Annotated in this window: 21 protein-coding genes and 1 pseudogene; 9 read left to right on the forward strand and 13 right to left on the reverse strand. The window is 73.0% G+C overall.

Going from position 1 to position 21,133, the window contains the following annotated elements; all coding sequences use genetic code 11:
- Positions 1-273: pseudogene (locus GU5_RS13110) on the reverse strand (hypothetical protein); the annotation flags it as partial.
- A gap of 157 nt (positions 274-430) precedes the next feature.
- Between GU5_RS13110 and GU5_RS13115 the strand changes: the two are divergent.
- Together GU5_RS13115 and GU5_RS0100140 are read left to right on the forward strand one after the other, a co-directional pair.
- Positions 431-1,132 (forward strand): GNAT family N-acetyltransferase, encoded by a 702-nt coding sequence (locus GU5_RS13115; RefSeq protein WP_010523553.1) that lies wholly within the window; start codon positions 431-433, stop codon positions 1,130-1,132.
- Positions 1,133-1,145: 13 nt separating this feature from the next.
- Positions 1,146-3,569, forward strand: a complete 2,424-nt coding sequence (locus tag GU5_RS0100140) for a DEAD/DEAH box helicase (protein WP_010523554.1) — start codon at positions 1,146-1,148, stop codon at positions 3,567-3,569.
- 99 nt (positions 3,570-3,668) lie between these two features.
- Here GU5_RS0100140 and GU5_RS0100145 read toward each other — a convergent pair whose 3' ends face one another.
- The 5 genes from GU5_RS0100145 to GU5_RS17460 form a co-directional block, all read right to left on the reverse strand.
- Complete coding sequence (locus GU5_RS0100145; RefSeq protein ID WP_010523555.1) at positions 3,669-4,529, reverse strand: MetQ/NlpA family ABC transporter substrate-binding protein; 861 nt, start codon at positions 4,527-4,529, stop codon at positions 3,669-3,671.
- A 78-nt stretch (positions 4,530-4,607) separates the two neighbouring features.
- Positions 4,608-5,294, reverse strand: coding sequence for a methionine ABC transporter permease (locus GU5_RS0100150; protein ID WP_010523556.1), 687 nt, complete (start codon positions 5,292-5,294; stop codon positions 4,608-4,610).
- Positions 5,291-6,334 (reverse strand): methionine ABC transporter ATP-binding protein, encoded by a 1,044-nt coding sequence (locus GU5_RS0100155; protein WP_010523557.1) that lies wholly within the window; start codon positions 6,332-6,334, stop codon positions 5,291-5,293. The genes GU5_RS0100150 and GU5_RS0100155 overlap by 4 nt, the downstream gene beginning before the upstream one ends.
- Positions 6,335-6,927: 593 nt before the next feature.
- Positions 6,928-7,917, reverse strand: a complete 990-nt coding sequence (locus tag GU5_RS15705; RefSeq protein ID WP_237704630.1) for a zinc-binding dehydrogenase — start codon at positions 7,915-7,917, stop codon at positions 6,928-6,930.
- Positions 7,859-8,065 carry an alcohol dehydrogenase catalytic domain-containing protein gene (locus GU5_RS17460; protein ID WP_237704627.1) on the reverse strand — a complete coding sequence of 69 codons (207 nt, stop codon included), beginning with the start codon at positions 8,063-8,065 and terminating at the stop codon, positions 7,859-7,861. Before GU5_RS17460 ends, GU5_RS15705 begins: the two co-directional genes overlap by 59 nt.
- Before the next feature lie 379 nt (positions 8,066-8,444).
- Here GU5_RS17460 and GU5_RS13125 point away from each other — a divergent pair, with 379 nt between their 5' ends.
- From GU5_RS13125 to GU5_RS0100180, 4 genes are all read left to right on the forward strand, one after another.
- Positions 8,445-8,822 (forward strand): DUF4244 domain-containing protein, encoded by a 378-nt coding sequence (locus tag GU5_RS13125; protein WP_010523558.1) that lies wholly within the window; start codon positions 8,445-8,447, stop codon positions 8,820-8,822.
- A gap of 5 nt (positions 8,823-8,827) precedes the next feature.
- Entirely contained in the window at positions 8,828-9,364 is a 537-nt protein-coding gene (locus tag GU5_RS16095; protein WP_010523559.1) for a TadE family type IV pilus minor pilin, read from the forward strand.
- 32 nt (positions 9,365-9,396) lie between these two features.
- Complete coding sequence (locus tag GU5_RS0100175) at positions 9,397-9,789, forward strand: Rv3654c family TadE-like protein (protein WP_050806528.1); 393 nt, start codon at positions 9,397-9,399, stop codon at positions 9,787-9,789.
- Positions 9,790-9,958: 169 nt separating this feature from the next.
- Positions 9,959-10,702: a PIG-L deacetylase family protein gene (locus GU5_RS0100180; RefSeq protein ID WP_010523561.1), complete on the forward strand. Its 744-nt coding sequence runs from the start codon at positions 9,959-9,961 to the stop codon at positions 10,700-10,702.
- A 70-nt stretch (positions 10,703-10,772) separates the two neighbouring features.
- Here the strand turns inward: GU5_RS0100180 and GU5_RS0100185 are convergent, their stop codons facing one another.
- Positions 10,773-11,081 carry a helix-turn-helix domain-containing protein gene (locus GU5_RS0100185; RefSeq protein ID WP_304411932.1) on the reverse strand — a complete coding sequence of 103 codons (309 nt, stop codon included), beginning with the start codon at positions 11,079-11,081 and terminating at the stop codon, positions 10,773-10,775.
- A 136-nt stretch (positions 11,082-11,217) separates the two neighbouring features.
- On the opposite strand from GU5_RS0100185, the gene GU5_RS0100190 reads away from it, so the two are divergent.
- Positions 11,218-12,060, forward strand: coding sequence for an NAD(P)H-dependent oxidoreductase (locus GU5_RS0100190; protein WP_010523563.1), 843 nt, complete (start codon positions 11,218-11,220; stop codon positions 12,058-12,060).
- A gap of 31 nt (positions 12,061-12,091) precedes the next feature.
- Complete coding sequence (locus GU5_RS0100195; RefSeq protein ID WP_083830223.1) at positions 12,092-12,799, forward strand: 2'-5' RNA ligase family protein; 708 nt, start codon at positions 12,092-12,094, stop codon at positions 12,797-12,799.
- 53 nt (positions 12,800-12,852) lie between these two features.
- Here GU5_RS0100195 and GU5_RS16100 read toward each other — a convergent pair whose 3' ends face one another.
- From GU5_RS16100 to nth, 6 genes are all read right to left on the reverse strand, one after another.
- The gene (locus GU5_RS16100) at positions 12,853-13,707 is read right to left on the reverse strand and encodes a hypothetical protein (protein WP_010523565.1); all 855 of its coding nucleotides are present in this window, start codon (positions 13,705-13,707) and stop codon (positions 12,853-12,855) included.
- Entirely contained in the window at positions 13,700-14,011 is a 312-nt protein-coding gene (locus GU5_RS13140; protein WP_010523566.1) for a type II secretion system F family protein, read from the reverse strand. The genes GU5_RS16100 and GU5_RS13140 overlap by 8 nt, the downstream gene beginning before the upstream one ends.
- A 501-nt stretch (positions 14,012-14,512) precedes the next feature.
- The gene (locus GU5_RS16910; RefSeq protein ID WP_237704628.1) at positions 14,513-15,718 is read right to left on the reverse strand and encodes a TadA family conjugal transfer-associated ATPase; all 1,206 of its coding nucleotides are present in this window, start codon (positions 15,716-15,718) and stop codon (positions 14,513-14,515) included.
- Between the two features lie 46 nt (positions 15,719-15,764).
- Positions 15,765-17,033, reverse strand: a complete 1,269-nt coding sequence (locus GU5_RS16915) for a hypothetical protein (protein WP_010523568.1) — start codon at positions 17,031-17,033, stop codon at positions 15,765-15,767.
- Positions 17,034-17,231: 198 nt separating this feature from the next.
- Positions 17,232-17,972 carry a CoA pyrophosphatase gene (locus GU5_RS13150; protein WP_010523569.1) on the reverse strand — a complete coding sequence of 247 codons (741 nt, stop codon included), beginning with the start codon at positions 17,970-17,972 and terminating at the stop codon, positions 17,232-17,234.
- Between the two features lie 28 nt (positions 17,973-18,000).
- A complete protein-coding gene (gene nth, locus GU5_RS0100225; RefSeq protein WP_010523570.1) occupies positions 18,001-18,795 on the reverse strand; it encodes an endonuclease III in 795 nt (264 codons plus the stop codon).
- Positions 18,796-19,156: 361 nt separating this feature from the next.
- Here nth and acs point away from each other — a divergent pair.
- Positions 19,157-21,133, forward strand: a 1,977-nt coding sequence (acs, locus tag GU5_RS13155; RefSeq protein ID WP_033227623.1) for an acetate--CoA ligase, incomplete at its 3' end; no start/stop codon positions are given.

Below are 21,133 nucleotides of genomic sequence, written 5' to 3' on the forward strand. Positions count from 1 at the left end.
GGACCACTTGAACTCCAGGTCCGCGAAGGGCCCGTAGGCCCGGGTCCGCTTGGCGTACTGCTTCACCGCGTCGACCTCGCCGCCGACCGTGCCGTTGATCCCGTGCGGCGAGACGATGATGCGTCCGCGCAGCCCCAGCTCCCGGCAGAGGGCGAGCTGCCAGAGCTTCACCGCCTCCGGGTCGGAGAGCGGGGTGAAGGTGTAGTACAGGACGATGCGCGAGATGCTCACGACCGACGAGGATACCGGCGACGGCGCCTCCTGGGGACTCATCGGAGCCCACGGGGTCTCACGGCGACTCCGACGGGCTGTGGAGGAACTTTCCCGACATCGGCTGATCCCCGGAACGACGCCGATCAGGCGCCCGGACGAGGAACCCGGGCGACGTCGCCCCTCCCACAGGAGGCGGTTTTCTTCATATAGTCGAGTCATGACTGCTGAGCTGAACGACGCCCTCGTCCGCATCTGGGTGACCGGATGGGCGCGGACCCATGACTACGACGTCGAGCACGACGGCAACGTCCATTCGGCCCTGCGCTCCGGCGACTCGGACGAGTGGGAGTACGTCGTCCACGCCGCCGAGGAGACCGATGTGAAGGCCGCCGTCGACGCCGTGGTCGACACTCCCGGGCGCCTGCTGACCGTCATCGCCGAGCCGGGCGCCGAGGCTCTGAGCTCGCAGGCGATGGACGGCCTGGAGCAGATCTCCGACGAGGAGAAGCTGATGGTCGTCGACATGTCCACCCAGGACGTCGAGGACCCGATCACCCCGGAGGGATACACCACCCAGCGCGAGGACAAGGACGGCTGGACGCTGTTCACCGTGCACGACGGCGAGACCGTCGCCGCCCGCGGCCGGGTCGCACTGGTGGAGAGCGTCGCGGTGCTCGACCGCATCTACACCAACCCGGACTACCGCCGGCAGGGTCTGGGGACCTTCGTCACCCGGGCGCTGATCGCCATCGCGCTGGAGGACGACGTCGACGACGGCCTGCTGGTCGCCAACGTGGACGGCCAGGAGCTCTACGAGTACCTCGGCTGGACGCTGATCGGCGACGTGCACGTCTACACCGCCACCGATACCGGCCGCACCCGTCCCTCGCACTCGCAGTTCGACCACCTCAGCGAGTGATCCCGGGGCAGCGATGACCGGCGCCGCGCACGCCGGAGACGACCCCCTCGACCTGCTGCGGCGGGCCGGGCTCTCCACGCAGATGGACGGGTCCGGCCCGCTGCGGCATGTGCGCACCCTGCCGGCGCGCACGGCGCGCACCGCCGCGTGGCCGGAGTGGGTGCCCGACGATCTGCGCGCCGGCTATCGGCAGGTGGGCGTCTCCGCGCTCTACACCCATCAGGTCCGCGCCGCCGAGTCCCTGCACGCCGGCCGGGACGTCATCCTGGCCACCGGCACCGCCTCCGGGAAATCGCTGGGCACCCAGCTGGCCGGCCTCTCGGCGATCTGCCGCGGCGGGGCCACGATGCTCTACCTCTCCCCCACCAAGGCGCTGGCCGGCGATCAGCTCGAGGCGCTGAGCGAACTCGCCGAGGCCACCGGACCCACCGGCGACGACAGCGGGATCCGTCCGGCGGCCTACGACGGCGACACTGCCGTGGAGGAGCGCGCCTGGATCCGCCAGCACGCCAATGTGGTGCTGACGAATCCGGACATGCTCAACGTCGGCATCCTGCCCAACCACCGCGGGTGGGCGCGGTTCTTCGCCCGACTGTGCTGCGTGATCGTCGACGAGGCGCACAGCTGCCGCGGGATCTTCGGCTCACACGTGGCGCTGCTGCTGCGCCGCCTGCGGCGGGTGGCCGCCCACTACGGGGCGCATCCGGTCTTCGCCGGCGCCTCGGCCACCAGCGGAGATCCCGCGACCTCCTTCGCCCGGCTGATCGGCCGCTCCGCGCCGGCGGGCGACGCAGACGGCCACGCGGACGGCGAAGCGGACGCCGCCGGCGAGAGCGACGGGATCGGCGTCGTCTCGGTGACCGAGGACGGCTCGCCGCACGGACCGGTGGACGCCTACCTCTGGGAGTCGAGCGTGGCCGAGCAGACCGGGGACGCCGGCGCGCCGGCCCGGCGGAGCCTGACCGTGGAGGCGGCCGACGTGCTGACCGACATGGTCGTCTCCGGGCGCCGCACGCTGGCCTTCATCAAGTCCCGGCGCGGCGCGGAGACGATCGCGCGGATCACCGGCGAGAACCTCGCCGACGTCGACCGCGCGCTGACCGCGCGCGTCTCGGCCTATCGCTCGGGATACCTCACCGAGGAGCGGCGCGCGCTCGAGGAGGCGCTGCGCACCGGCCGGCTGCACGGCGTCGCCTCCACTCCGGCGCTGGAGCTGGGCATCGACATCTCCGGCCTCGACGTGGTGATCATCGCCGGCTGGCCCGGCACGCGAGCGTCGTTCTTCCAGCAGCTCGGCCGTGCCGGCCGCGACGGCCAGCGCGGGGCCGCGTTCTTCATCGCCGGCGACGACCCGCTGGACGCCTATCTCCTCGACCATCCCGAGGCCATCTTCGACATCGCCGTCGAGGACGCGGTCATCGATCCGGAGAACCCGCATGTGGCCGCACCGCATCTGCTGGCCGCCGCGCAGGAGCTGCCGCTGGTCCCGGCCGACGCCTCCGACGGCTCTCCGGCGCCCTTCGCCGGACTGCGCTGGCTGGTGGACGCGCTGACCGAGCAGGGGCATCTGCGTCGTCGGCCGCGCGGCTGGTTCTTCGCCCACGAGGCCTCGGCGGCCGGCTGGGTGGCGCTGCGCTCCGACGGCGGCGGACCGTACACCATCATCGACGCCGAGGACGGCACGCTGATCGGCGACATCGGATCCGGACAGGTCCAGCCGCAGGCTCATCCCGGCGCGGTCTATGTGCACCAGGGACGGACCTACGTGGTCGAGGAGCTCGACCAGGACGCCTCGCTGGTGCTGGTGACTCCGGCGTCGCCGCCGTTCTACACCCAGGCCCGGGAGACGACCTCCATCGAGGTGCTGGGCACCGACACTTCGGCGGACTGGGGACGGTTCGCGCTGCATGCCGGCGCGGTGGAGGTGACCTCCGCCGTCGTCGGCTTCCAGCGCAAGGCGCTGGGCAGCTCGGAGGTGCTCTCCGACGAACCGCTGGACCTTCCGCCGTCGACGCTGCGCACCCAGGCGGTGTGGATCACCGCCCCGGAGACCGCGCTGGCGGAGGCAGGAGTGATCCCCGAGCACATCCCCGGGGCGCTGCACGCCGCTGAGCACGCGATGATCGGGCTGCTGCCGCTGATCGCCTCCTGCGACCGCTGGGACATCGGCGGCGTCTCCACGGCGCTGCACGCCGACACCGAACAGCCGACGATCTTCGTCTACGACGGCCACCCGGGCGGGGCGGGCTTCGCCGAGCGCGGCCACGCCGCCGCGGTGGAGTGGATCCGGGCGACGGCGGCGACCATCCGCGGCTGCGGCTGCGAGGCCGGCTGCCCCTCCTGCGTGCAGTCGCCGAAGTGCGGCAACAAGAACTCGCCGCTGGAGAAGACCGCGGCGCTGCACCTGCTGGAGACGCTGCTCGAGGCGAGCGGCTGATGCACGTCGAGCGGGGGATCCACTACCGCTGTCCGGCCTGAATCGCGCCGCAGCTGCAGTGAATCCCCCGCTCGATGCGGGACGGACGAGGCCTCCGCTTCAGAAGGCCGGGATGACCTCGCCGCCCGGCCAGGTGTCCTCGATGTAGCTGCGCACCTCGTCGGAGTGGAGCAGCTCGTCGAGCGTCTGGATGCTCTCGTCCTCCTCGTCGCCGGCGCGGACGGTCAGGAAGTTGGCGTAGGGGCTGTCCTGGCCGTCCTCGACGATCAGCCCATCCTCGGTCGCCGAGAGGTCGGCCTCGAGAGCATTGTTGCCGTTGATGACCGAGGCGTCGACGTCGTCGAGGGTGCGGGCCAGCGAGGCGGCCTCGGCCTCGACGAACTCGAAGTTCTTCGGGTTCTCGGCGACGTCGTTGACGCCCGCGTCGGCCGGGTCGACGCCCTCCTCCAGAGTGATGGCATCCGCCTGCTGCAGCAGCGCCAGCGCGCGCCCCTGGTTGGAGGGATCGTTGTTGATGCCGATCTGCGCGCCCTCGGGCAGGTCCTCGACGCTGTCCACCGAGTTCGAGTACAGCGCGAAGGGCTCGATGTGGACGCCGGAGAAGTGCTCGAAGTCGTAGTCGTTGGCCTCGACCTCGGCCTCGTAGTAGGGCTCGTGCTGGAAGTAGTTGGCGTCGACGTCGCCGGCCGCCAGCGCCTGGTTCTGCTCGGCATAGCCGGAGAACTCCTTGACCTCGATGTCCAGGCCGGCGTCGGCGGCGAGCTCCTCGTCGACGAACTGCAGGATCTGACCCTGCGGGACCGGATTGGCCGCCACGGTCAGGGTGACGGTGCCGTCCTCGTTCTCGGTGCCGACGGTCTGCTCCTCCTCCGGCATCAGGCCGCAGCCGGTCAGCGCGAGGGCCGAGGCCGCGACGACGGCCGAGAGGCTCAGCGAGCGACGTGCAGTGCTGGTGTGCATAGTTCTGCCTTTCGTGGTCAGGATTCTCATCAGGCGGTGGTCCGGACGACGCCTCCGGCGGCGTCCCCGGAGCTGCGGTCAGCGGTGGTCGATGGTGCGGGCCATCCGATCGCCGGTCCACTGCAGGATCGCGACGATGATCACCAGCAGCACCACGCAGGCGAGCATGGTGTCGCCCTGATACCGCTGGTAGCCGTAGTTGTAGGCCAGTGCGCCGAGTCCGCCGCCGCCGACGGCGCCGGCCATGGCGGTGTAGCTGATCAGCGCGACGAGGGTGACGGTGAAGCCGCCGACGATGCCGGGCAGCGCCTCGCGGACCTGCACCTGGCGCATGATGTGGCGGCTGGAGGCGCCCATCATCTTCACCGCCTCGACCTTGCCGGCGTCGACCTCGCGCAGCGCGTTCTCCACCAGACGGGCGAAGAACGGGATGGCGCCGACCGACAGCGGCACGACGGCGGCCTGCCAGCCCAGCGCCGTGCCGACCATGAATCGCGTGAACGGGATCAACGAGATCATCAGCACGATGAACGGGATGGAGCGGCCGATGTCGACCAGGATGCTGACCACCCGGTAGGTCTTCGGCCGCGGGGCCAGGCCCTTCGGGCCGAGGTTGTGCAGCGCGATGCCCAGCGGCAGGCCGAGCAGCGCGACGATGATCCCGGTGGCCGCCGTCATGAAGATCGTCTCGAGGATCGCGGCGGGCAGCTGGTTGGCGAAGACCTCGTTCTCGAGGAAGAGGCCGTCCTGGGCGGCGATGATCACTGGTTCTCCTCCTCGGCGTCGTCGGCCTGGTGCTCGTCGGCGAAGGCGCGGACCTGCGCGGCGGTGGTGACCTCGGCATGCACGCCCTGCTCGACGAGCACACGGCGGATCTCCTCGGCGGTGCCCGCGTCGTCGGGCCGCAGGTGCAGCCGACCGATCTGCGCGCCCTGGATGGTCTCCACCGTGCCGGCCTCGACCGGGGCCTCGACGCCGTGCTCGGCCAGCAGCGAGAAGAGCCGGCCGACGTCGGCCAGCCGGCTGCCGGCGGTGACCAGCACCTCCACCAGCGTCTCGCCGGGCTCCATCGCCGAGATCGGCGGCAGCGCGATGAGCTCCTTGGACAGCGGCGTGGAGGTGTCGCTGATGACGTCCAGCAGCCGGCCGGTGCGCTCGATGCTGCCCTCGGTCAGCAGCGAGACGGCGTCGCAGGCCTCGCGGACCACGCCCATCTCATGGGTGATGATCACCACGGTGATGCCGAGCCGATCGCGCAGCTCGCGGATCAGCTCGAGGATCTGCCGGGTCGTCGCCGCATCCAGCGCCGAGGTGGGCTCGTCGCAGAGCAGCACGCGCGGCTCGGCGGCCAGTGCGCGGGCGATGCCCACCCGCTGCTTCTGCCCGCCGGAGAGCTGGGAGGGGTAGCTCTCGGCCCGGTCGGCGAGGCCCACCAGCTCGAGCAGCTCGTCGACCCGACGCTTCCGCGCAGCAGCCGGCACGCCGGCGATCTCCAGCGGGTGGGCGATGTTCTTCGCCGCAGTGCGCGAGTCCAGCAAATTCACGTGCTGGAAGACCATCCCGATGCTGCGCCGGGCGCTCATCAGCTCCGCGCCGCGGACGCGGCCGAGGTCGACGCCGTCGATGGTGATGCTGCCGGAGGTGGCCGAGTCCAGCCCGGTCAGGCAGCGGATGAGGGTCGACTTGCCGGCCCCGGAGCGGCCGACGATCCCGTGGATCTCGCCGTCGGGGATGGTCAGGTCGACCCCGTCGAGCGCGGTGACCCCACCGGGGAACACCTTGCGCACCTGTGTCAGTTCGATCATTCGGACTCCAGAGTCGTGGCGGACGCGCTCACCCGGTGGGGCGTCGCGTCCTCGGCGACGCGGCGCCGACAGCGATGCAGATCAGTGCACCGCCGACGCCGTGCCGCGGCTGGGCATTGCTGGGCATGAAGCGCTGGGCGTGGAGGCGACGGAGACGGCCGCGGACGAGGCGTCGAAGGCCGGACGGTCGGGATGGTGGGCGGCCGTCCGCCGGGGATGCCGTCGTCCGAACAGGCGCGGCCGCCCGTCGGAGGGGAATGAGGGAGGGTGGCGCGGGATCCGCGCCGAACTCATCGATCCTTTCGTCGCTGCTCTTGCCCGTCCCATACAGCACCGAGATCGCCCGACGACGGGGCGAGGAGCTCGGCGAGGACGAGCCGCTTCGTGATCCTGGACCACCCGTGAACATGGGGTTGGTGAGTGACCATCGGAGGATCGGTGGAGGCGCACGGCCTCCCGGTCACTGCTCGTGAAGCATCGTTCATCCTAGCGGAGGGGGCACGTTCACCGCCACGTGCCTCTCGTCATGCCGTCGTCGGGCGTCATATGCGGAGGGCGCCGACCGAGATATCCCACGGATGGCCCAGCGGGTATCAGTCGAGCTCGGGGGCGATCTCGATCAGTCCGCGGCCGCGGATCCGCCGCTCCTCCAGCGCGCGATAGGCCTCGGCGACCTCGTCGAAGCCGAACCGATTCGTGATCAGACGCTCCAGATCGATCCCGCCCTGCTCGACCATGCGCAGCACCTCCGGCATGGTCTCGTGAGCCTGGCCGCCGAAGGTGCCCAGGATCTGGATCTTGCGGCGCACCACTCTGGTGATGTCGACGTCGAGGGTCTGCCCGATCGGGGCGACGCCGGCGAGCACCGCCCGGCCGCCGTCGTCGACCAGGTCGACGGCCAGCTTCGCGGTGGCCGTCGAGCCCAGCGCCTCGATGACGACGTCGGCGCCGCGGCCCAGCAGACCGTGGAGACTCTCGATCGGATCGGCACGGGTGGAGTTGATGGTCTCGGTGGCTCCGAGCTCCTCGGCGAGAGCGAGCTTGTCGTCGTCGACGTCGAGCGCGACGACGCGCTCGGCGCCGGCCGCCCGCGCCAGGTGGATCATGCTCAGTCCCACCCCGCCGGCGGCGATGACGGCCACGGACTCGCCGCGTCGGACCTTCGCGACGCTGCTGATCGCCCCGCAGGCGGTGAAGAGGCTGCAGCCCAGCACCGCGGCGTCGGTCAGCGGCACCCCGTCGGGGACTTCGAAGACGGCTCGCATCGGCACCACCGCCTGCCGTGCGTGACCGCCCATCGAGTACATCGCCACCGGCCGGCCGTCAGGTCGGCTGAGCCGCGAGGTGCCGTCGTAGAGCGTGCCGGACAGCCGATTCATGGTGAAGAAGACCTCGCAGAGGTCGTCCCGGCCGCGCTCGCAGTGCCGGCAGCGGCCGCAGGGCATGATGAAGCTGCAGACCACCCGATCCCCCGGCCGGACGTGGTCGACGCCGGTGCCGACGGCGCGGACGATGCCGGAGACCTCATGGCCGAGCGACCGCCGGATGCGGGAACGCGATCTCCTCCTTGAGCAGGTGCAGATCGGTGTGGCACACCCCGCAGGCGACGACGTCGAGGAGCACCTCCTCAGTCTGCGGGCCCTGCAGGTGCAGCTGCTCGCGCCGCAGCTCCCGGCCCGGCCCGTCGTAGACATGAGCCTCGGTGGTGCGGAGTTCCTCGATGTCCGTCATGGGCTGCTCCTGCCGCGCGTGGGCTCCGACCATGCGGGGCGTCGCCGTCGACGCCCCGTGATGTGCTCTCCCTCACTGCATATCACTGCCGGACGCTCCGGGGAAGGGCGGAGATCCGGCCCTGAATCGGGCGCGCCGGCTCCTGCACAGGCGTCGGCTCCTGCACAGGCGACGACGCGGCGCCGAGGACACGCCGACGTCTCCCCACCGGCGGTCGACCGGCTTCTCCCCGCGCCGAGCGGGGAGAAGGATCGCACCCAGCGCCGCGGAGATCCGCCGCCGGCGCAGACTGATCACCACCACCCGCCGCCGCCCGGGCCGTTCCCGGCTCCTCCGGAGCGACACGGATCCCGGCGGCCCGGGAGAGAGGAGCAGGACCATGACCATCACCGCCGCCCCATCCGAGGAGGCCCGAGCATCTGTCCAGGACAGCGTCTCGGCCTGGGCCTCGGTTCCCGCCTCGTCCGCCGCTCGCGCCGCCGGCCCGGACCCCGACCTCGCGTCGCCGTCGGCCGCCTACGGTGCGGACGCGCCGGGACCCGCCGGATCCGCTGAGGACGACCGCCGGAGGGGACGTGCCGGCGAGTCCCGCCGCACGGCCGAGCTCTGGACCGAGGAGGACGGCCTCGCCACAGCTGAGTACGGCATCGTGATGCTCGCCGCCGTGGGCTTCGCCGGGCTGCTCGTGGCCGTGCTGTCCTCCGGCGAGGTCCAGGAGATGCTGCACGGCATCGTCGAGCGGGCACTGAGCCTCTGAGAACCATGGACTCAGGCCAGCGCGTCACGATGGGACTCGCGACGGGTCCTGGGGCCGCACGTCGGACGGCATCGCCGGTCAGTTCGCGGGCCGGCGATCCCGTCCGGCGGGTCGCCGGCAAACCCGGGCGCCGACGGATCCGCCCGGCAGTCGGCGAGCGCGGCGCAGTCACTGGCGAGTTCGCCGCGGCGCTGCCCGCGGCGGTGCTGGTGCTGATGCTGCTGATCAGCCTCGCGATGCACGGCGCCGCGCAGGTCTCCCTCGAAGCGGGCGTCCGGGCGGCGGCGCGCGAGACCGCCCGGGGCGCGGACGAGGCGACGGCGATCGAGGCCGCGCGGCGCGTCGCCGACGAGGAGCTCGAGGTCTCGATCAGCCGCGACGGCGACTATGCCCGGGTCCGGGCCGTCCGGCCCGTGCGGATCCTCGGGCTGGTGGAGATCGCACGGGAACAGACCGCAGAGGCTGAGGTGCCGGTGGAGCATCTGCCGGCCGCCGTGGAGCCTGGGGACTCGGACCCGACGACGAGCGGCGGCGGGTCGTGAGGAGGACTGCGGGACGGACGACGAAGCGGAGTATGAGGCGGAGGACCGGCACCGCGGGGACGACCGCCGGAGCCGAGGAACGAGGCTCCGGAACAGTGCTGGTGCTGGCCGGCGCCCTCGCGCTGCTGATCCTGCTGGCGACGGTGGTCCTGCTCGGCGCCGCCGCGACCGGCGGAGCGCGGGCGGCGCGAGCGGCGGATCTGGCGGCCCTGGCCGGCGCGGACGTCGCCCGCGGGCTGGCGCCGGGGGACCCCTGCACCGTCTCCGAGCAGGTGACGCGGCGCAACGGCGCGGAGCTGACCGCATGCCACGTCGTCGGCGCGGACGGCGCGGAGGTCGTCGTCACCGTCCGCCGCGCCGTGGTCGACTCCGCCGGCGAGCTGCTGGAGGCGACGGGCACCTCGCGCGCCGGCCCGCCGCGGTGACGCTCGGCCGTCGATCATCGCGAGCACTCCCTCGAGGGCACACGCGCAGATCCGATCGCGTTCCTCGCAGTGGGGCTGGGCACGCACGGCGTCGGACTGCTGATCAGCTGAGCGGCTCCGGCGCACGCACTGCTGACCGTCGCGGAGGCCGACATCTAGGCTCGGGGCCATGAGCATCGACTCCGCGCTTCCGCTCTACGACGACTCGCAGCTGAGCCGCGTGCTCTGCGTCGCCGCCCATCCCGACGACCTCGAGTACGGCACCTCGGCGGCGGTCGCCCGCTGGACCGCACGCGGAGTGCATGTCTCATATCTGCTGCTCACCGCCGGGGAGGCGGGCATGCGCAGCCGCGATCCGGAGGAGGCCGGACCGCTGCGCGCCGCCGAGCAGCGCCGCGCCTGCGCGCTGGTCGGCGTCGACGACCTGCTCATCCTCGATCTGCCCGACGGCACGCTGCAGGCCGACACGGAGACCCGTCGGCACATCTCCCGGCGCATCCGCGAAGTCCGCCCTGATCTGGTGGTCACCCAGCCCTGGGAACTGCACGTCCCCTGGGGCCTGAACCACGCCGACCACCGGACCGCCGGGATCGCGACCCTCGACGCGGTGCGAGACGCGGACAATCCCTGGGTCTTCCGCGAGCTTCTGGAGCAGGAACACCTGGAACCGTGGGCGGCGACGGAGCTGATGGTCGTCGGCGCCGAGCCCGCCACGCATCTCATCGATGTCGGCGGAGCGCCGCTGGAACAGGGCATCGCCTCGCTCGAGGCGCACGAGGAGTACCTCGCCGAACTCGGCGGCGCCGTGGACGTGCGGAGCATGCTCGAGTCCTCGACGGCCGACGTGGCCGCCGCGTCCGACGTCGACGGCCTCACCCATGCGCTCGGCGCGACCGTGCACCGGATGGCATGAGCGTCCGCCCCGGACCAGGTGCCCCGGACCAGATGCCCCGGCTCAGGTGCCCCGGCTCAGGTGCCCCGGCTCAGGCGGGCCGCAGCGACGCAGCCTGCGCCTCGAAGTGTTCGCCCCAGGCATCCATGGCCGTCACGACCGGGCACAGGCTCTGACCCAGCTCGGTCAGCGAATACTCCACCTTCGGCGGCACCTGATCATGGACGACCCTGGCGACGATGCCGTCCTCCTCCAGTTCGCGCAGCTGGCGCGTGAGGGTCTTGCGGTTGGCCAGCGGCACCAGCCGGCCGAGCTCGCCGAACCGGCGCGGCCCGTCGAAGAGATGCTTGACCACGGTGAGCTTCCACGCGCCGCCGAGCACCGACACCGCCACCTCCACCGGGCACACCTGGCGAGCCCGCTGCACGGGAAGTCGCATCCTCGCCTCCATCTCATCGCCGGCCGGACATCCGACACTGGCAGGGACATTATTGTCCGTACTGTACACCCGTGCCCTGCCCACTGACACTGGCGGCATGGACATCGAACACGTCACCGCATCGCCGGCACGGCGCACCGATCCCCCGGCCGGACCGACCGAGACGCCGCGGACTGTGCTCTGGGTCAGCGCACACCCGGAGCCCGAGTCGCTGACCGGGAATCTGCGCCGGCACGGCCTCGAGGTGCTGCGCCGACGCGGCCACACCGTCCTGGAATCCGATCTCCACGCGCTGGACTGGGACCCGGTGGTCCGTGCTGAGACCCTCGACACCCGTCCGGCGACCCGGCCGCTGCAGATCACGCGGCAGGGGCGGTCCGCTCAGCTGGCCGGCACCCAGCCGCCGGACGTCGTCGCCGAGCAGGAGAAGCTGCGTCGTGCGGATGCGCTCGTCGTGCAGTTCCCGCTCTGGTGGTACGGAATGCCGGCGATCCTGAAGGGGTGGTTCGACCGGGTCTTCGTCTCCGGATTCGCCTTCGGCAAGGACCCGGCCACCGGTCGCCGACTGCGCTTCGAGCAGGGCCCCTTCCGCGGCACCCGGGCGTTGGCTGCGATCACGCTCGGCGACCGGCCGGCGTCGATCGGCCCGCGGGGGAAGAGCGGCGAGCTGGAGGAGCTGCTCTTCGGCCTGCTCCACGGGACCTTCGCCTACACCGGAATGGACGCGCTGAGACCGTGGGCGCTGCCCAGCGCCGATTTCACCGACGAGGGCAGCTGGCCGGATGCCGCCGGTTCCCTCGCCGGGCGGCTGGAGAGGCTCTTCGACGAGGAACCGATCCCCTACCGGGAGCAGTTCACCGGGGACTACACCGAGGATTGGGCGCTGCGCGAGGAGATCCGCCCCGGCGAGACCGGCCTGTCGGTGCATCTGCACCGCTGACGCGTCGCCGGAGGTCCGGCATGCTGGAGCCATGCGGATGTTCGCCAGCCTGGTGCCGCCCCGTCCGGCACTCGACGATCTGGAGACGGCCCTGGCCGAGCTGCCCTCGGCCGAGGAGGAGGTGCCGGCCCTGCGCTGGGTGCCCGCGCACCAGCGTCACATCACGCTGGCCTTCCACGGAGAGGTTCCGGACCAGGAGGCCGAGCGGATCCGTGCAGAGCTGGCGGCGCTCGCCGCCGCGACGCCCTCGCCGATTCTGCGTCTCGCCGGCGCCGGGGTGTTCTCCGACCGGGTGCTCTGGGCCGGCGTGCAGACTCGAGGACCCTGGTGTGCGTCGTCGCCCGGACCGGCCGGGACGACGCTCGATCCGCTGGTGGAGCTGATGATCGCCTGCCGCGACGTCGTCTCCGAGGACCGCCTGCGGAGTCGCCCGGGCGCCGAAGTTCCGGGGCCGGACGACTCGGCCGCATCGGCGGCGCCGGCCGCCCCCGTCCCGGCGGAGGGCTCCTCGGGCTCGGATTCCCCGGCCGAGGACCCGGTGCCCCATCTGACCCTGGCCCGCTCGCCGCGGCGCGGCGTCGGGATCGAGCAGATCCGACGCCGCGCGGAGGAGCTCGCCGACTATGCCGGCCCCGAGTGGCGGGCCGGCGAACTGCTGCTGATGCGCTCCCAGCTCGGCGCGGGCCCGCGCGGCACGGCACACCACACCGTGGTCGCGGAGCTTCCGCTGGCCGGCTGACGGACCCTTGTGTGTGTCCCGCCGCCCCTGCGTCCGGTCGGATCCAGGCACGATCACCCGCCCAGCGCACCGTCGACCACCCGAGGCAGCAGGCCGAGGACGACCGGCATCACGCCGAGCAGGATGAAGGCCGGGAGGAAGCAGACCCCCAGCGGCAGCACCATGCGCACGCTCAGCCGAGCCACCTGCCGTTCGGCCGCGTGCCGGCGCGCGGCCCGCAGCCGGGCCGCGCCGATCTGGAGCAGCTCGGTGCTGGGAGCTCCCGTGCCGTGGGCGAAGGTCAGCTGCTCGCCGAGGTCTCGCAGCGCCCGGAGGCGCGGGTCCTCCTCGCCGCGACGTCCGGCGAGGCGACCCAGCAGCTCGCCGAGCCCGCCGTCGAGACCGTCGCCGGACCGGCCGTCGAGACCCCGGCGCGGCCGGCCGTCTCGCCGACCGCCCGTCGATCTGCCCCGCCCCCGGCGCAGCTCGGCCCAGGCGTCGTCCCACCCGGCACCGGCGGCCAGCGCTCGATGCACTGCGCTCAGCGGCTCCGCGCCGGGCACCGTCCGGGCGAGACGGTCCAGCGACGCTTCGATGCCGGAGCCGGCCGCGAGCAGGGCGGAGACCAGGTCCACCAGCAGCGCCGCGTCGGGGGCGGCGTCGGGTGCGGCGTCGCCCCCGACGCCCGACGTCGGGGAGGAGGCCGGTCCCGCCGATGCCGGGCGGGACATCCTCCTGTTCCAGGCCGGCCTCCGGACCGCGCCGCGTCGGGGCGCGACCCGCTCGGCGCCCCTCCGTCCGACGGGACTCGCAGGAAGGATCAGCAGCCCGGCCGCCAGTCCGACCAGCAGCCCGCTGAGCACCGCCCAGACGACGGAGGGACGGAGGACGGCGAGCATCGCCGGCGATCCGAGGAGCACATCATCCATGCGGCATCGCAGCCCGGATCATTCCCCGGCCCCACCACCATCCGGCGGCCAGCAGCGCCATCCCCAGCACCAGACAGCCGGTGCCGACGCCGCCGTCGAGCAGCAGCGAGAAGGCATCGGCACCCATGATCTGCCCCAGTCCGACGCCGGCGAGCGGCAGCAGCACCAGGATCAGCTGGGTGGTCTGCGGCCCGGCGACCGCCGTGCGGATCGCGGCATGCAGCTCGGCCTCCTCCTCGGCCGCGGCGGCCAGCCGACGGGCGAGCTCGGCCAGTGGAGCTCCTGTCTCCTCGGACAGGGCCACCGCACCCGCAGCCGGCCGAGGACCTCGCCCAGCGCCTGGGCAGCGTCCGGGGACAGCCCGAGGGCCCCGGTGCGGCTCCGCGTTCCGCCGCCGACGCGGCGCAGTCCGATCGCGGCCCCGTCTCCCACGGCCTCCGCGCGAGCAACTTCAGCGCAGACCGCCGCCAGCGGATGCGACTCCCCGAGACGGATCCAGTGGTCGCGGAGGTCGCCCCAGGCCTGGCCGGGCGAACGTCCGGACTGAAGCAGGGCGGCCAGCTGGCGCAGCAGCTCGGCGACGTCGCGGCGCAGAGTCTCGCCGGTGTACCGCCGGCGCTGCCGCCGTCCGAGCCGCGAGCGCACCCGTCGTGCGATCCCCGGCTGCGGACGGCGCGACGAGTCCGACATCCCCGCCGGGGCACCATGGCGGACCGCCGACGGCGTCGGGACCAGCAGCAGCACGGCGACGAGCGCGCAGCTCCCGCCGAGGAACAGCATCGCGCCACGGCCGGCGCCGATGAGCTCATCCATCCGTCCCCGCCTTCCGCTCTCCGTTCCACCGAGCGTCGGCCCGCTCGTCGCGCCCGTCGGTCTCGTCGCCGACCAGCGCCTGCCACCCCGGACCGCGGCGCAGCGTCTCGCCGTCATGGCTCAGCACCGGGATCATGCACAGCCGTCCGTCGGCCCAGACGACCTGCGAGGCCGCCGCGGGCCGTCGGTGCGGGCCGCGGCGCTCCACATGGATGACCAGATCCAGGGCGGCGGCGGCCTGCATCGCCACCGTCTCCGGCGGCATGTCCGCCAGTGCTCCCATCGCCGCCAGCCGCGCCGGGACCGCGTCCGGCGAGTTCGCGTGGACCGTGCCGCCGGCGCCGCGGTGGCCGGTGTTCATCGCCGCCAGGAAGTCGCGCAGCTCGGCGCCGCGGCACTCGCCCACGATCAGCCGGTCCGGGCGCATGCGCAGCGTCTGGCGGACCAGCTGGCCCATCTCCACCGCGCCGGCTCCCTCGGCGTTGCCGCGACGGGCCTGCAGATGCACCGTATGCGGGTGCTCGGGCCGCAGCTCGACGGAGTCCTCGACGATCACGAGACGCTCGTCATGAGGGCAATCGGCGAGCATCGCCGCCAGCAGCGCCGTCTTGCCCGCCCCGGTCCCGCCGGAGACCAGACAGTTCCACCGTCTGCGATTCACCATGCGGATCAGGCGGAGCCATTCCTCGCGGTGCGGCCAGTCCGTCGAGAGCCCCTCCAGCCGTGCGGCGGCCCCGCGGGCCACCCGCACCGAGATCATCGTGCCCTCCACGGCCACCGGCGGGATGACGGCGTGGATGCGACAGTCGCCGAGCCTCCCGTCGGCGCAGGGTCGTCCTTCATCCAGTCGCCCTCCGGAGAGGGCGATGAGCCTCCGAGCCAGCGAGCGCGCCTGCTCCTCGCCGTCCAGCGCGGCCGACCGACGCCGGAGCCCGTCGGCTCCGTCGGTCCAGATGCGGGCCCTGCCGTCGACCAGCACGTCGGTGACGCCGGGCTCGTCGACATACCGCTGCAGCGGCCCCAGGCCGACGAGCTCGTCGCGGAGCCGACCGACGAGCCGCCGCGTGGTGGCCGCACCGAGGGCCATCCCCGAGCGGCGCACCTGCTCGGCGATGCGCGCGGCGGTGATCGGCTCGTCCGCCGTCGTCAGCGCTTCGCGCAGCTCGCGCATGGTCTCGGCGTCGGGCAGATCCTCCATGAGGAGCCGCTCCTCGCAGCGGCCCGCCGGTCCTGCCGCAGTCTGGTCATTCATCGCCCACCGCCGCAGCCCGAGGCCCGGTCCGGACGCCGGCGGGATCCGCCGCACCGACGGTCTCCAGCAGCGCCGCGGCGAACGTCTCGCCGCGGCGGGTGCGGAGCAGCTCATAAGCCTCGGCGAGGTCGTCGGCCCGCCGCAGCCACTTCTGTTCGGGCAGGTCGGCGGCCACGGGCGAGCCGAGGGCCGCCAGGTCCTCCCGGCACCAGCCCGGGCGGGCGGCCCCGGACGACACCACCGCCCAGGGGATCTGGGGTCGAGCGGCGAGCACCTCCGCCGCCCCACGCATCCCGCGCCTCGAGGCCGAGCTGACCAGCAGGCCGGCATCCCAGGCGGCGTCGCCGCGCGAAGCCTCCGCAGCGCTCCCGCCTTCGCCGAGCACGCTGAGGGCGCGTCCACGGCCGGCGTCGACGACGACCAGGTCGAATCCCCGGCGCCCGGCGGCCAGCACACGGTCGACCAGACTGGGCGAGAGCGCCTGCGTCGGCGCCCCGGTGAGCACATGGATCCCCTCCACCTCGGGCAGCGCCGAGGCGAGATGCCCCGGGGCGAGCGCGCCCTCCGTGGCCGCGATCCCCGTCCAGTCCAGAACCGCCTCGGAGCCGGCCTCTGCGGCGAGCAGGTCGCGCAGTCCGGAGCCGGGCGCCGGATCCGCGTCGACGAGCAGGACCCGATCATCGCGGGCCGCCGCCTCGGCGGCGGCCAGGAACGCGACGGTGCTGGCGCCCACGCCGCCGTGGGATCCGGCCACCAGCACCGCCCGGCCCGGGAGTCGGTCCGTCGCCCGGGCGGCGAGATGCTCGCCGAGCCAGCTCTCGGCCGCCGGCAGCGGCACCGGGACGGCGGCGGGCCTCTCCGCGGCGGCCTGCCAATGCGCCGCGTCGCCGCGACCGACCACGAGGAGCCCGTCGGTCGATGCTCCGGCGCAAGCGGCCGACTCCGGTGAACACAGGACCGCCGCCCAGCGGCCCCCGGGGCCGACGGCGCGCTGCCAGCCCTCCGGCCAAGCCTCCCGAGCATCGGTGCGCGCGCCCACGACGGCGGCGGTCAGCGTGATCTCGTCGCGCAGCGACTCGTCGGAGGTGACCAGCAGGATCGCCGGCTCCCCGGACTCAGCAGGACCCCCGGAATCGGCAGATCCTCCCGAGTCCGCGCGCGGCCCGCGGCGACGATGCAGCGCGGCCGTCGCGGCGTCCGGCCCGGCGCCGCCCGTCGAGTCGTCCGTCCGCCGCGCCGCGTCCTCGGTGTGTGCTCCCATGGCTCCACCCTGGCCGCACCGCGGCGGGCGGGGAAGCGCATCCCCGCCCGTTGTGGAGGGCTCGGCGCGTCGCCGTCGCCCCGCGGCCGCCTGTGCAGGAACCGAAGCCTGTGCAGGACTCCCGACCGGGCAGCGCCCGCCGCCCGGTCTCCAGCCGCCGGCGGCAGCACGGTCACCGGCGGCGGGTCGCCGCGGGCCTCAGCCGATGACCTGGAAGTCCTGCGGGTCCACCGTCCGCCGGGAGTCCCAGGGGCGCTCCCAGCCGAGCCGCGCCAGCATCCGGTCGACCAGGATCGCGGTGAACCCCCAGATGAGCGTGCCGTCGACGACGAACGCCGGCCCGCGGAACGTCGTGCCTCGGCGGTGCAGCAGCGAGGTGCTGCGGTTCGCCGGATCCACCAGCGCCGAGACCGGCACACGGATCACACGGTCGACCTCGCCGGCCTCCGGCGTCATCGGCCCCGGGTCCACGGTCATCGCCACCACCGGGGTGACCATGAAGCCGCTGACCGGCACCGGTGCCGGCGGCAGCGGGCCGAGCACCTCGATCCCGGCGCGATCCAGCCCGACCTCCTCGTGGGCCTCGCGCAGCGCCGCGGCGACGGGACCGGCGTCCTCGTCCTCCAGCGCCCCGCCGGGAAGCGCCACCTGGCCGGGGTGCGCCGAGAGCCCGGCGGCCCGCTGGGTGACCAGCAGGTACGGCTCCTCGTCCGGGACCTCCGGCAGGCAGAACAGCATGAGCACCGCCGCGTCGCGCCCCTCGCCGGGACGCATCGCCGGCCGGACCGGGACCTCGACGGCGGGCTCCTCCTGCCACCACCCGCCGACCTCGGCGGCCCGGGGATGCCGGCGCCGGTAGTCGGCGGCGTCGGCGACCACTGCGCGCAGCGCCGCGACGGCGTCGTCGCGCCCCGGCACCGTGCGTCGCCCGACAGGCACGGCGTCCGATCCGGAAGGGGGCCTCGCATCAGGCACTGAGCGGATACCCCGCCTCGCGCAGCTGCCGACGCGTCCAGCCGGCGCGCATCTTCTCCAGCAGATCCTCCCGTCCCGGGGCGAGCTCGTACTTCAGCAGCGCCCGCGCCGCCTCCGGATCCTCCTCGCCGGCGCCGAAGGACGGGCACCAGCGGGCGATCGGGCAGGCGCCGCATGCCGGCCGCCTGGCATGGCAGACCCGGCGACCGTGGAAGATCAGCCGGTGCGAGAGCATCGTCCAGTCCTTCGGCTCGAAGAGGGCGCCGACGTCGCGCTCGACCTTCACCGGATCCTGCTCCTCGGTGAAGCCCAGCCGCCGGGCCAGCCGCCCGAAGTGGGTGTCCACCGTCAGCCCGGGGCGGCCGAAGGCGTTGCCCAGCACCACGAAGGCGGTCTTGCGCCCGACCCCGGGGAGCTCCACCAGCGCGTCGACGTCCTCGGGGACCTCGCCGTCGTGCCGGTCGACCAGCGCGCCGGCCAGGCCCAGCAGCGAGCGAGTCTTGGACTGGTAGAAGCCGGTGGGCCGGATGAGCTCGGCCAGTTCGCGCTCATCGGCGACGGCCAGCGCATGCGCATCGGGGTACCGCCGGAAGAGCTCCGGAGTCACCGCGTTGACCCGCACATCCGTGGTCTGGGCGGACAGCACAGTGGCCACGAGCAGCTCGAAGGGATTCTCGAAGTCCAGCTCGGCCACCGCATAGGGATAGACCTCGGCCAGGGTCCGGTTGATCTTCCGTGCCCGGCGCGTGGTGGCCAGGGGCGTCTCCTCGCGCATCATCGCCGCCATTCTACGGCGCGTCGGCGCCCCGTCCGCAGATGCCGCCCGGAGTCTGCGGGCCTCCGTCCGGGCGGATCAGGCCGCCGTCGGGCAGGCCGCTCACGACCGCAGAGGGTCCGTTCATCGGTGCCGCTCGACGAAACCTCAGGTCAGCGCCACGATGTGACACCCCTCACGCATGATGCACCTCGCTTCCCCGCGCCTCGGAGGAGTATTGTGAGCGGCGACACAGATGGTGCCGCCGGGCATCGCCGACGCGGCGACCCGGCCGGTCTCGCGCACTGCGCGAGCGCCGACGCGGACCCACGTCCGCACCTCGTCGGCGGTCGATGCCCGCAGTGCCCGTGTGACGATCCGAGGAGGACAGCGCATGACCCCGACTCCCCCGGCTGACAATCAGCTCGACACGCTCCAGCACGAGACTCGCGTCTTCCCGCCGAGCCCCGCGTTCGCCGCGGACGCGGTGGCCACCGCCGAGCGGTACGAGGCCGCCTCGGCGGACCGGCTGGCCTACTGGGCCTCCCAGGCGCGCGACGTGCTGAGCTGGGACGCCGACTTCACCCAGACGCTGGACTGGTCCGAGGCGCCGTTCGCCAAGTGGTTCGTCGGCGGCGAGCTCAACGCCGCCTACAACGCCGCAGACCGGCACGTGGAGGCCGGCAACGGCGATCGGGTCGCCATCCACTTCGAGGGCGAGCCCGGCGACCAGCGCACGATCACCTATCGCGAGCTCGCCGAGGAGGTCGCACGGGCCGCCAACGCCTTCGAGTCGCTGGGCGTGACCAAGGGCGACCGCGTGGCCGTCTACATGCCGATGATCCCCGAGACGATCGTGACGATGCTGGCCTGCGCGCGCATCGGCGCCATCCACTCGGTGGTCTTCGGCGGCTTCTCCTCCGACGCCCTGCGCTCGCGCATCGACGACGCCGAGGCCAAGCTCGTCGTCACCGCCGACGGCTCCTATCGGCGCGGCAAGCCCTCGCCGCTGAAGCCGCAGGTCGACGAGGCCCTCGCCGCCCCCGGCCACACCGTGGAGAACGTCGTGGTCGTGCAGCGCAACGGCGAGGACGTGCCCGTCGGCGAGATCGACACGTGGTGGCACGATCTGGTGCCGCAGCAGTCGTCGACCCACGAGTACGTCGCCCACGACGCCGAGCACCCGCTCTTCATCCTCTACACCTCCGGGACCACCGGGAAGCCGAAGGGCATCCTGCACACCACCGGCGGCTACCTGACCCAGACCGCGGTCACCCATCGGGACACCTTCGACCTGAAGCCGGAGCAGGACGTCTACTGGTGCTCGGCCGACGTCGGCTGGGTCACCGGCCACTCCTACATCGTCTACGGCCCGCTGGTGAACGGCGCGACGCAGGTGGTCTACGAGGGCACTCCGGACACCCCGCACAAGGGCCGGCTCTGGGAGATCGTCCAGAAGTACGGGGTCACCCAGTTCTACACCGCCCCGACGCTGATCCGGACCTGCATGAAGTGGGGCCGGGAGATCCCCGACCAGTACGATCTGTCCAGCCTGCGCGTGCTGGGCACCGTCGGCGAGGCCATCAACCCCGAGGCCTGGATGTGGTACCGCGAGGTCATCGGCGCCAACGACGGCCCCGGCAAGCCGCCGAAGGAGCACCCGGCCCCGATCGTCGACACCTGGTGGCAGACCGAGACCGGCGCGCACATGATCGCCCCGCTGCCGGGCGTGACCGAGACCAAGCCGGGCTCGGCGCAGACCGCGGTGCCGGGCATCGACATCGGCGTCGTCGACGAGATGGGCGAGCCCCTCGGCCGCGGCGAGGCCGGACTGCTGGTCGTCCGCGAGCCCTGGCCGGCGATGCTGCGCGGCATCTGGAAGGACCCGGAGCGCTACCAGGAGACCTACTGGTCCCGGTTCGGCGACGTGTACTTCGCCGGCGACGGCGCCCGCACCGACGAGGACGGCGACATCTGGCTGATGGGCCGCGTCGACGACGTCATGAACGTCTCCGGCCACCGGCTCTCCACCACGGAGATCGAGTCCGCGCTGGTCTCCCACGAGGCGGTGGCGGAGGCCGCCGTCGTCGGCGCCGAGGACGCGACCACCGGCCAGGCCGTGGTCGGCTTCGTCATCCTGAACAGCGACCACGAGGGCGACGACGCCGCGGAGACCGAGCAGCTGCTGCGCGCCCACGTCGGCGAGCAGATCGGGCCGATCGCCAAACCGCGCAACGTGCTGGTGGTCCCCGAGCTGCCCAAGACCCGCTCGGGCAAGATCATGCGCCGGCTGCTGAAGAACGTGGCCGAGGGCAAGGACGCCGGCGACACCTCCACGCTGGCTGACCCCTCGGTGATGGAGAAGATCTCC

Origin of the sequence: Nesterenkonia sp. F (assembly GCF_000220985.1) — a bacterium.
Classification (GTDB): Bacteria; Actinomycetota; Actinomycetes; order Actinomycetales; family Micrococcaceae; genus Nesterenkonia.

Coding starts and splice junctions, on each gene's coding strand:
- GU5_RS13115 (WP_010523553.1), top strand. CDS start 431: ATGACTGCTGAGCTGAACGACGCCCTCGTCCGCATCTGGGTGACCGGA.
- GU5_RS0100140 (WP_010523554.1), top strand. CDS start 1,146: ATGACCGGCGCCGCGCACGCCGGAGACGACCCCCTCGACCTGCTGCGG.
- GU5_RS0100145 (WP_010523555.1), bottom strand. CDS start 4,529: ATGCACACCAGCACTGCACGTCGCTCGCTGAGCCTCTCGGCCGTCGTC.
- GU5_RS0100155 (WP_010523557.1), bottom strand. CDS start 6,334: ATGATCGAACTGACACAGGTGCGCAAGGTGTTCCCCGGTGGGGTCACC.
- GU5_RS17460 (WP_237704627.1), bottom strand. CDS start 8,065: ATGACGGACATCGAGGAACTCCGCACCACCGAGGCTCATGTCTACGAC.
- GU5_RS13125 (WP_010523558.1), top strand. CDS start 8,445: ATGACCATCACCGCCGCCCCATCCGAGGAGGCCCGAGCATCTGTCCAG.
- GU5_RS16095 (WP_010523559.1), top strand. CDS start 8,828: ATGGACTCAGGCCAGCGCGTCACGATGGGACTCGCGACGGGTCCTGGG.
- GU5_RS0100175 (WP_050806528.1), top strand. CDS start 9,397: ATGAGGCGGAGGACCGGCACCGCGGGGACGACCGCCGGAGCCGAGGAA.
- GU5_RS0100180 (WP_010523561.1), top strand. CDS start 9,959: ATGAGCATCGACTCCGCGCTTCCGCTCTACGACGACTCGCAGCTGAGC.
- GU5_RS0100190 (WP_010523563.1), top strand. CDS start 11,218: ATGGACATCGAACACGTCACCGCATCGCCGGCACGGCGCACCGATCCC.
- GU5_RS0100195 (WP_083830223.1), top strand. CDS start 12,092: ATGCGGATGTTCGCCAGCCTGGTGCCGCCCCGTCCGGCACTCGACGAT.
- GU5_RS16100 (WP_010523565.1), bottom strand. CDS start 13,707: ATGGATGATGTGCTCCTCGGATCGCCGGCGATGCTCGCCGTCCTCCGT.
- GU5_RS16910 (WP_237704628.1), bottom strand. CDS start 15,718: ATGGAGGATCTGCCCGACGCCGAGACCATGCGCGAGCTGCGCGAAGCG.
- GU5_RS16915 (WP_010523568.1), bottom strand. CDS start 17,033: ATGGGAGCACACACCGAGGACGCGGCGCGGCGGACGGACGACTCGACG.
- nth (WP_010523570.1), bottom strand. CDS start 18,795: ATGGCGGCGATGATGCGCGAGGAGACGCCCCTGGCCACCACGCGCCGG.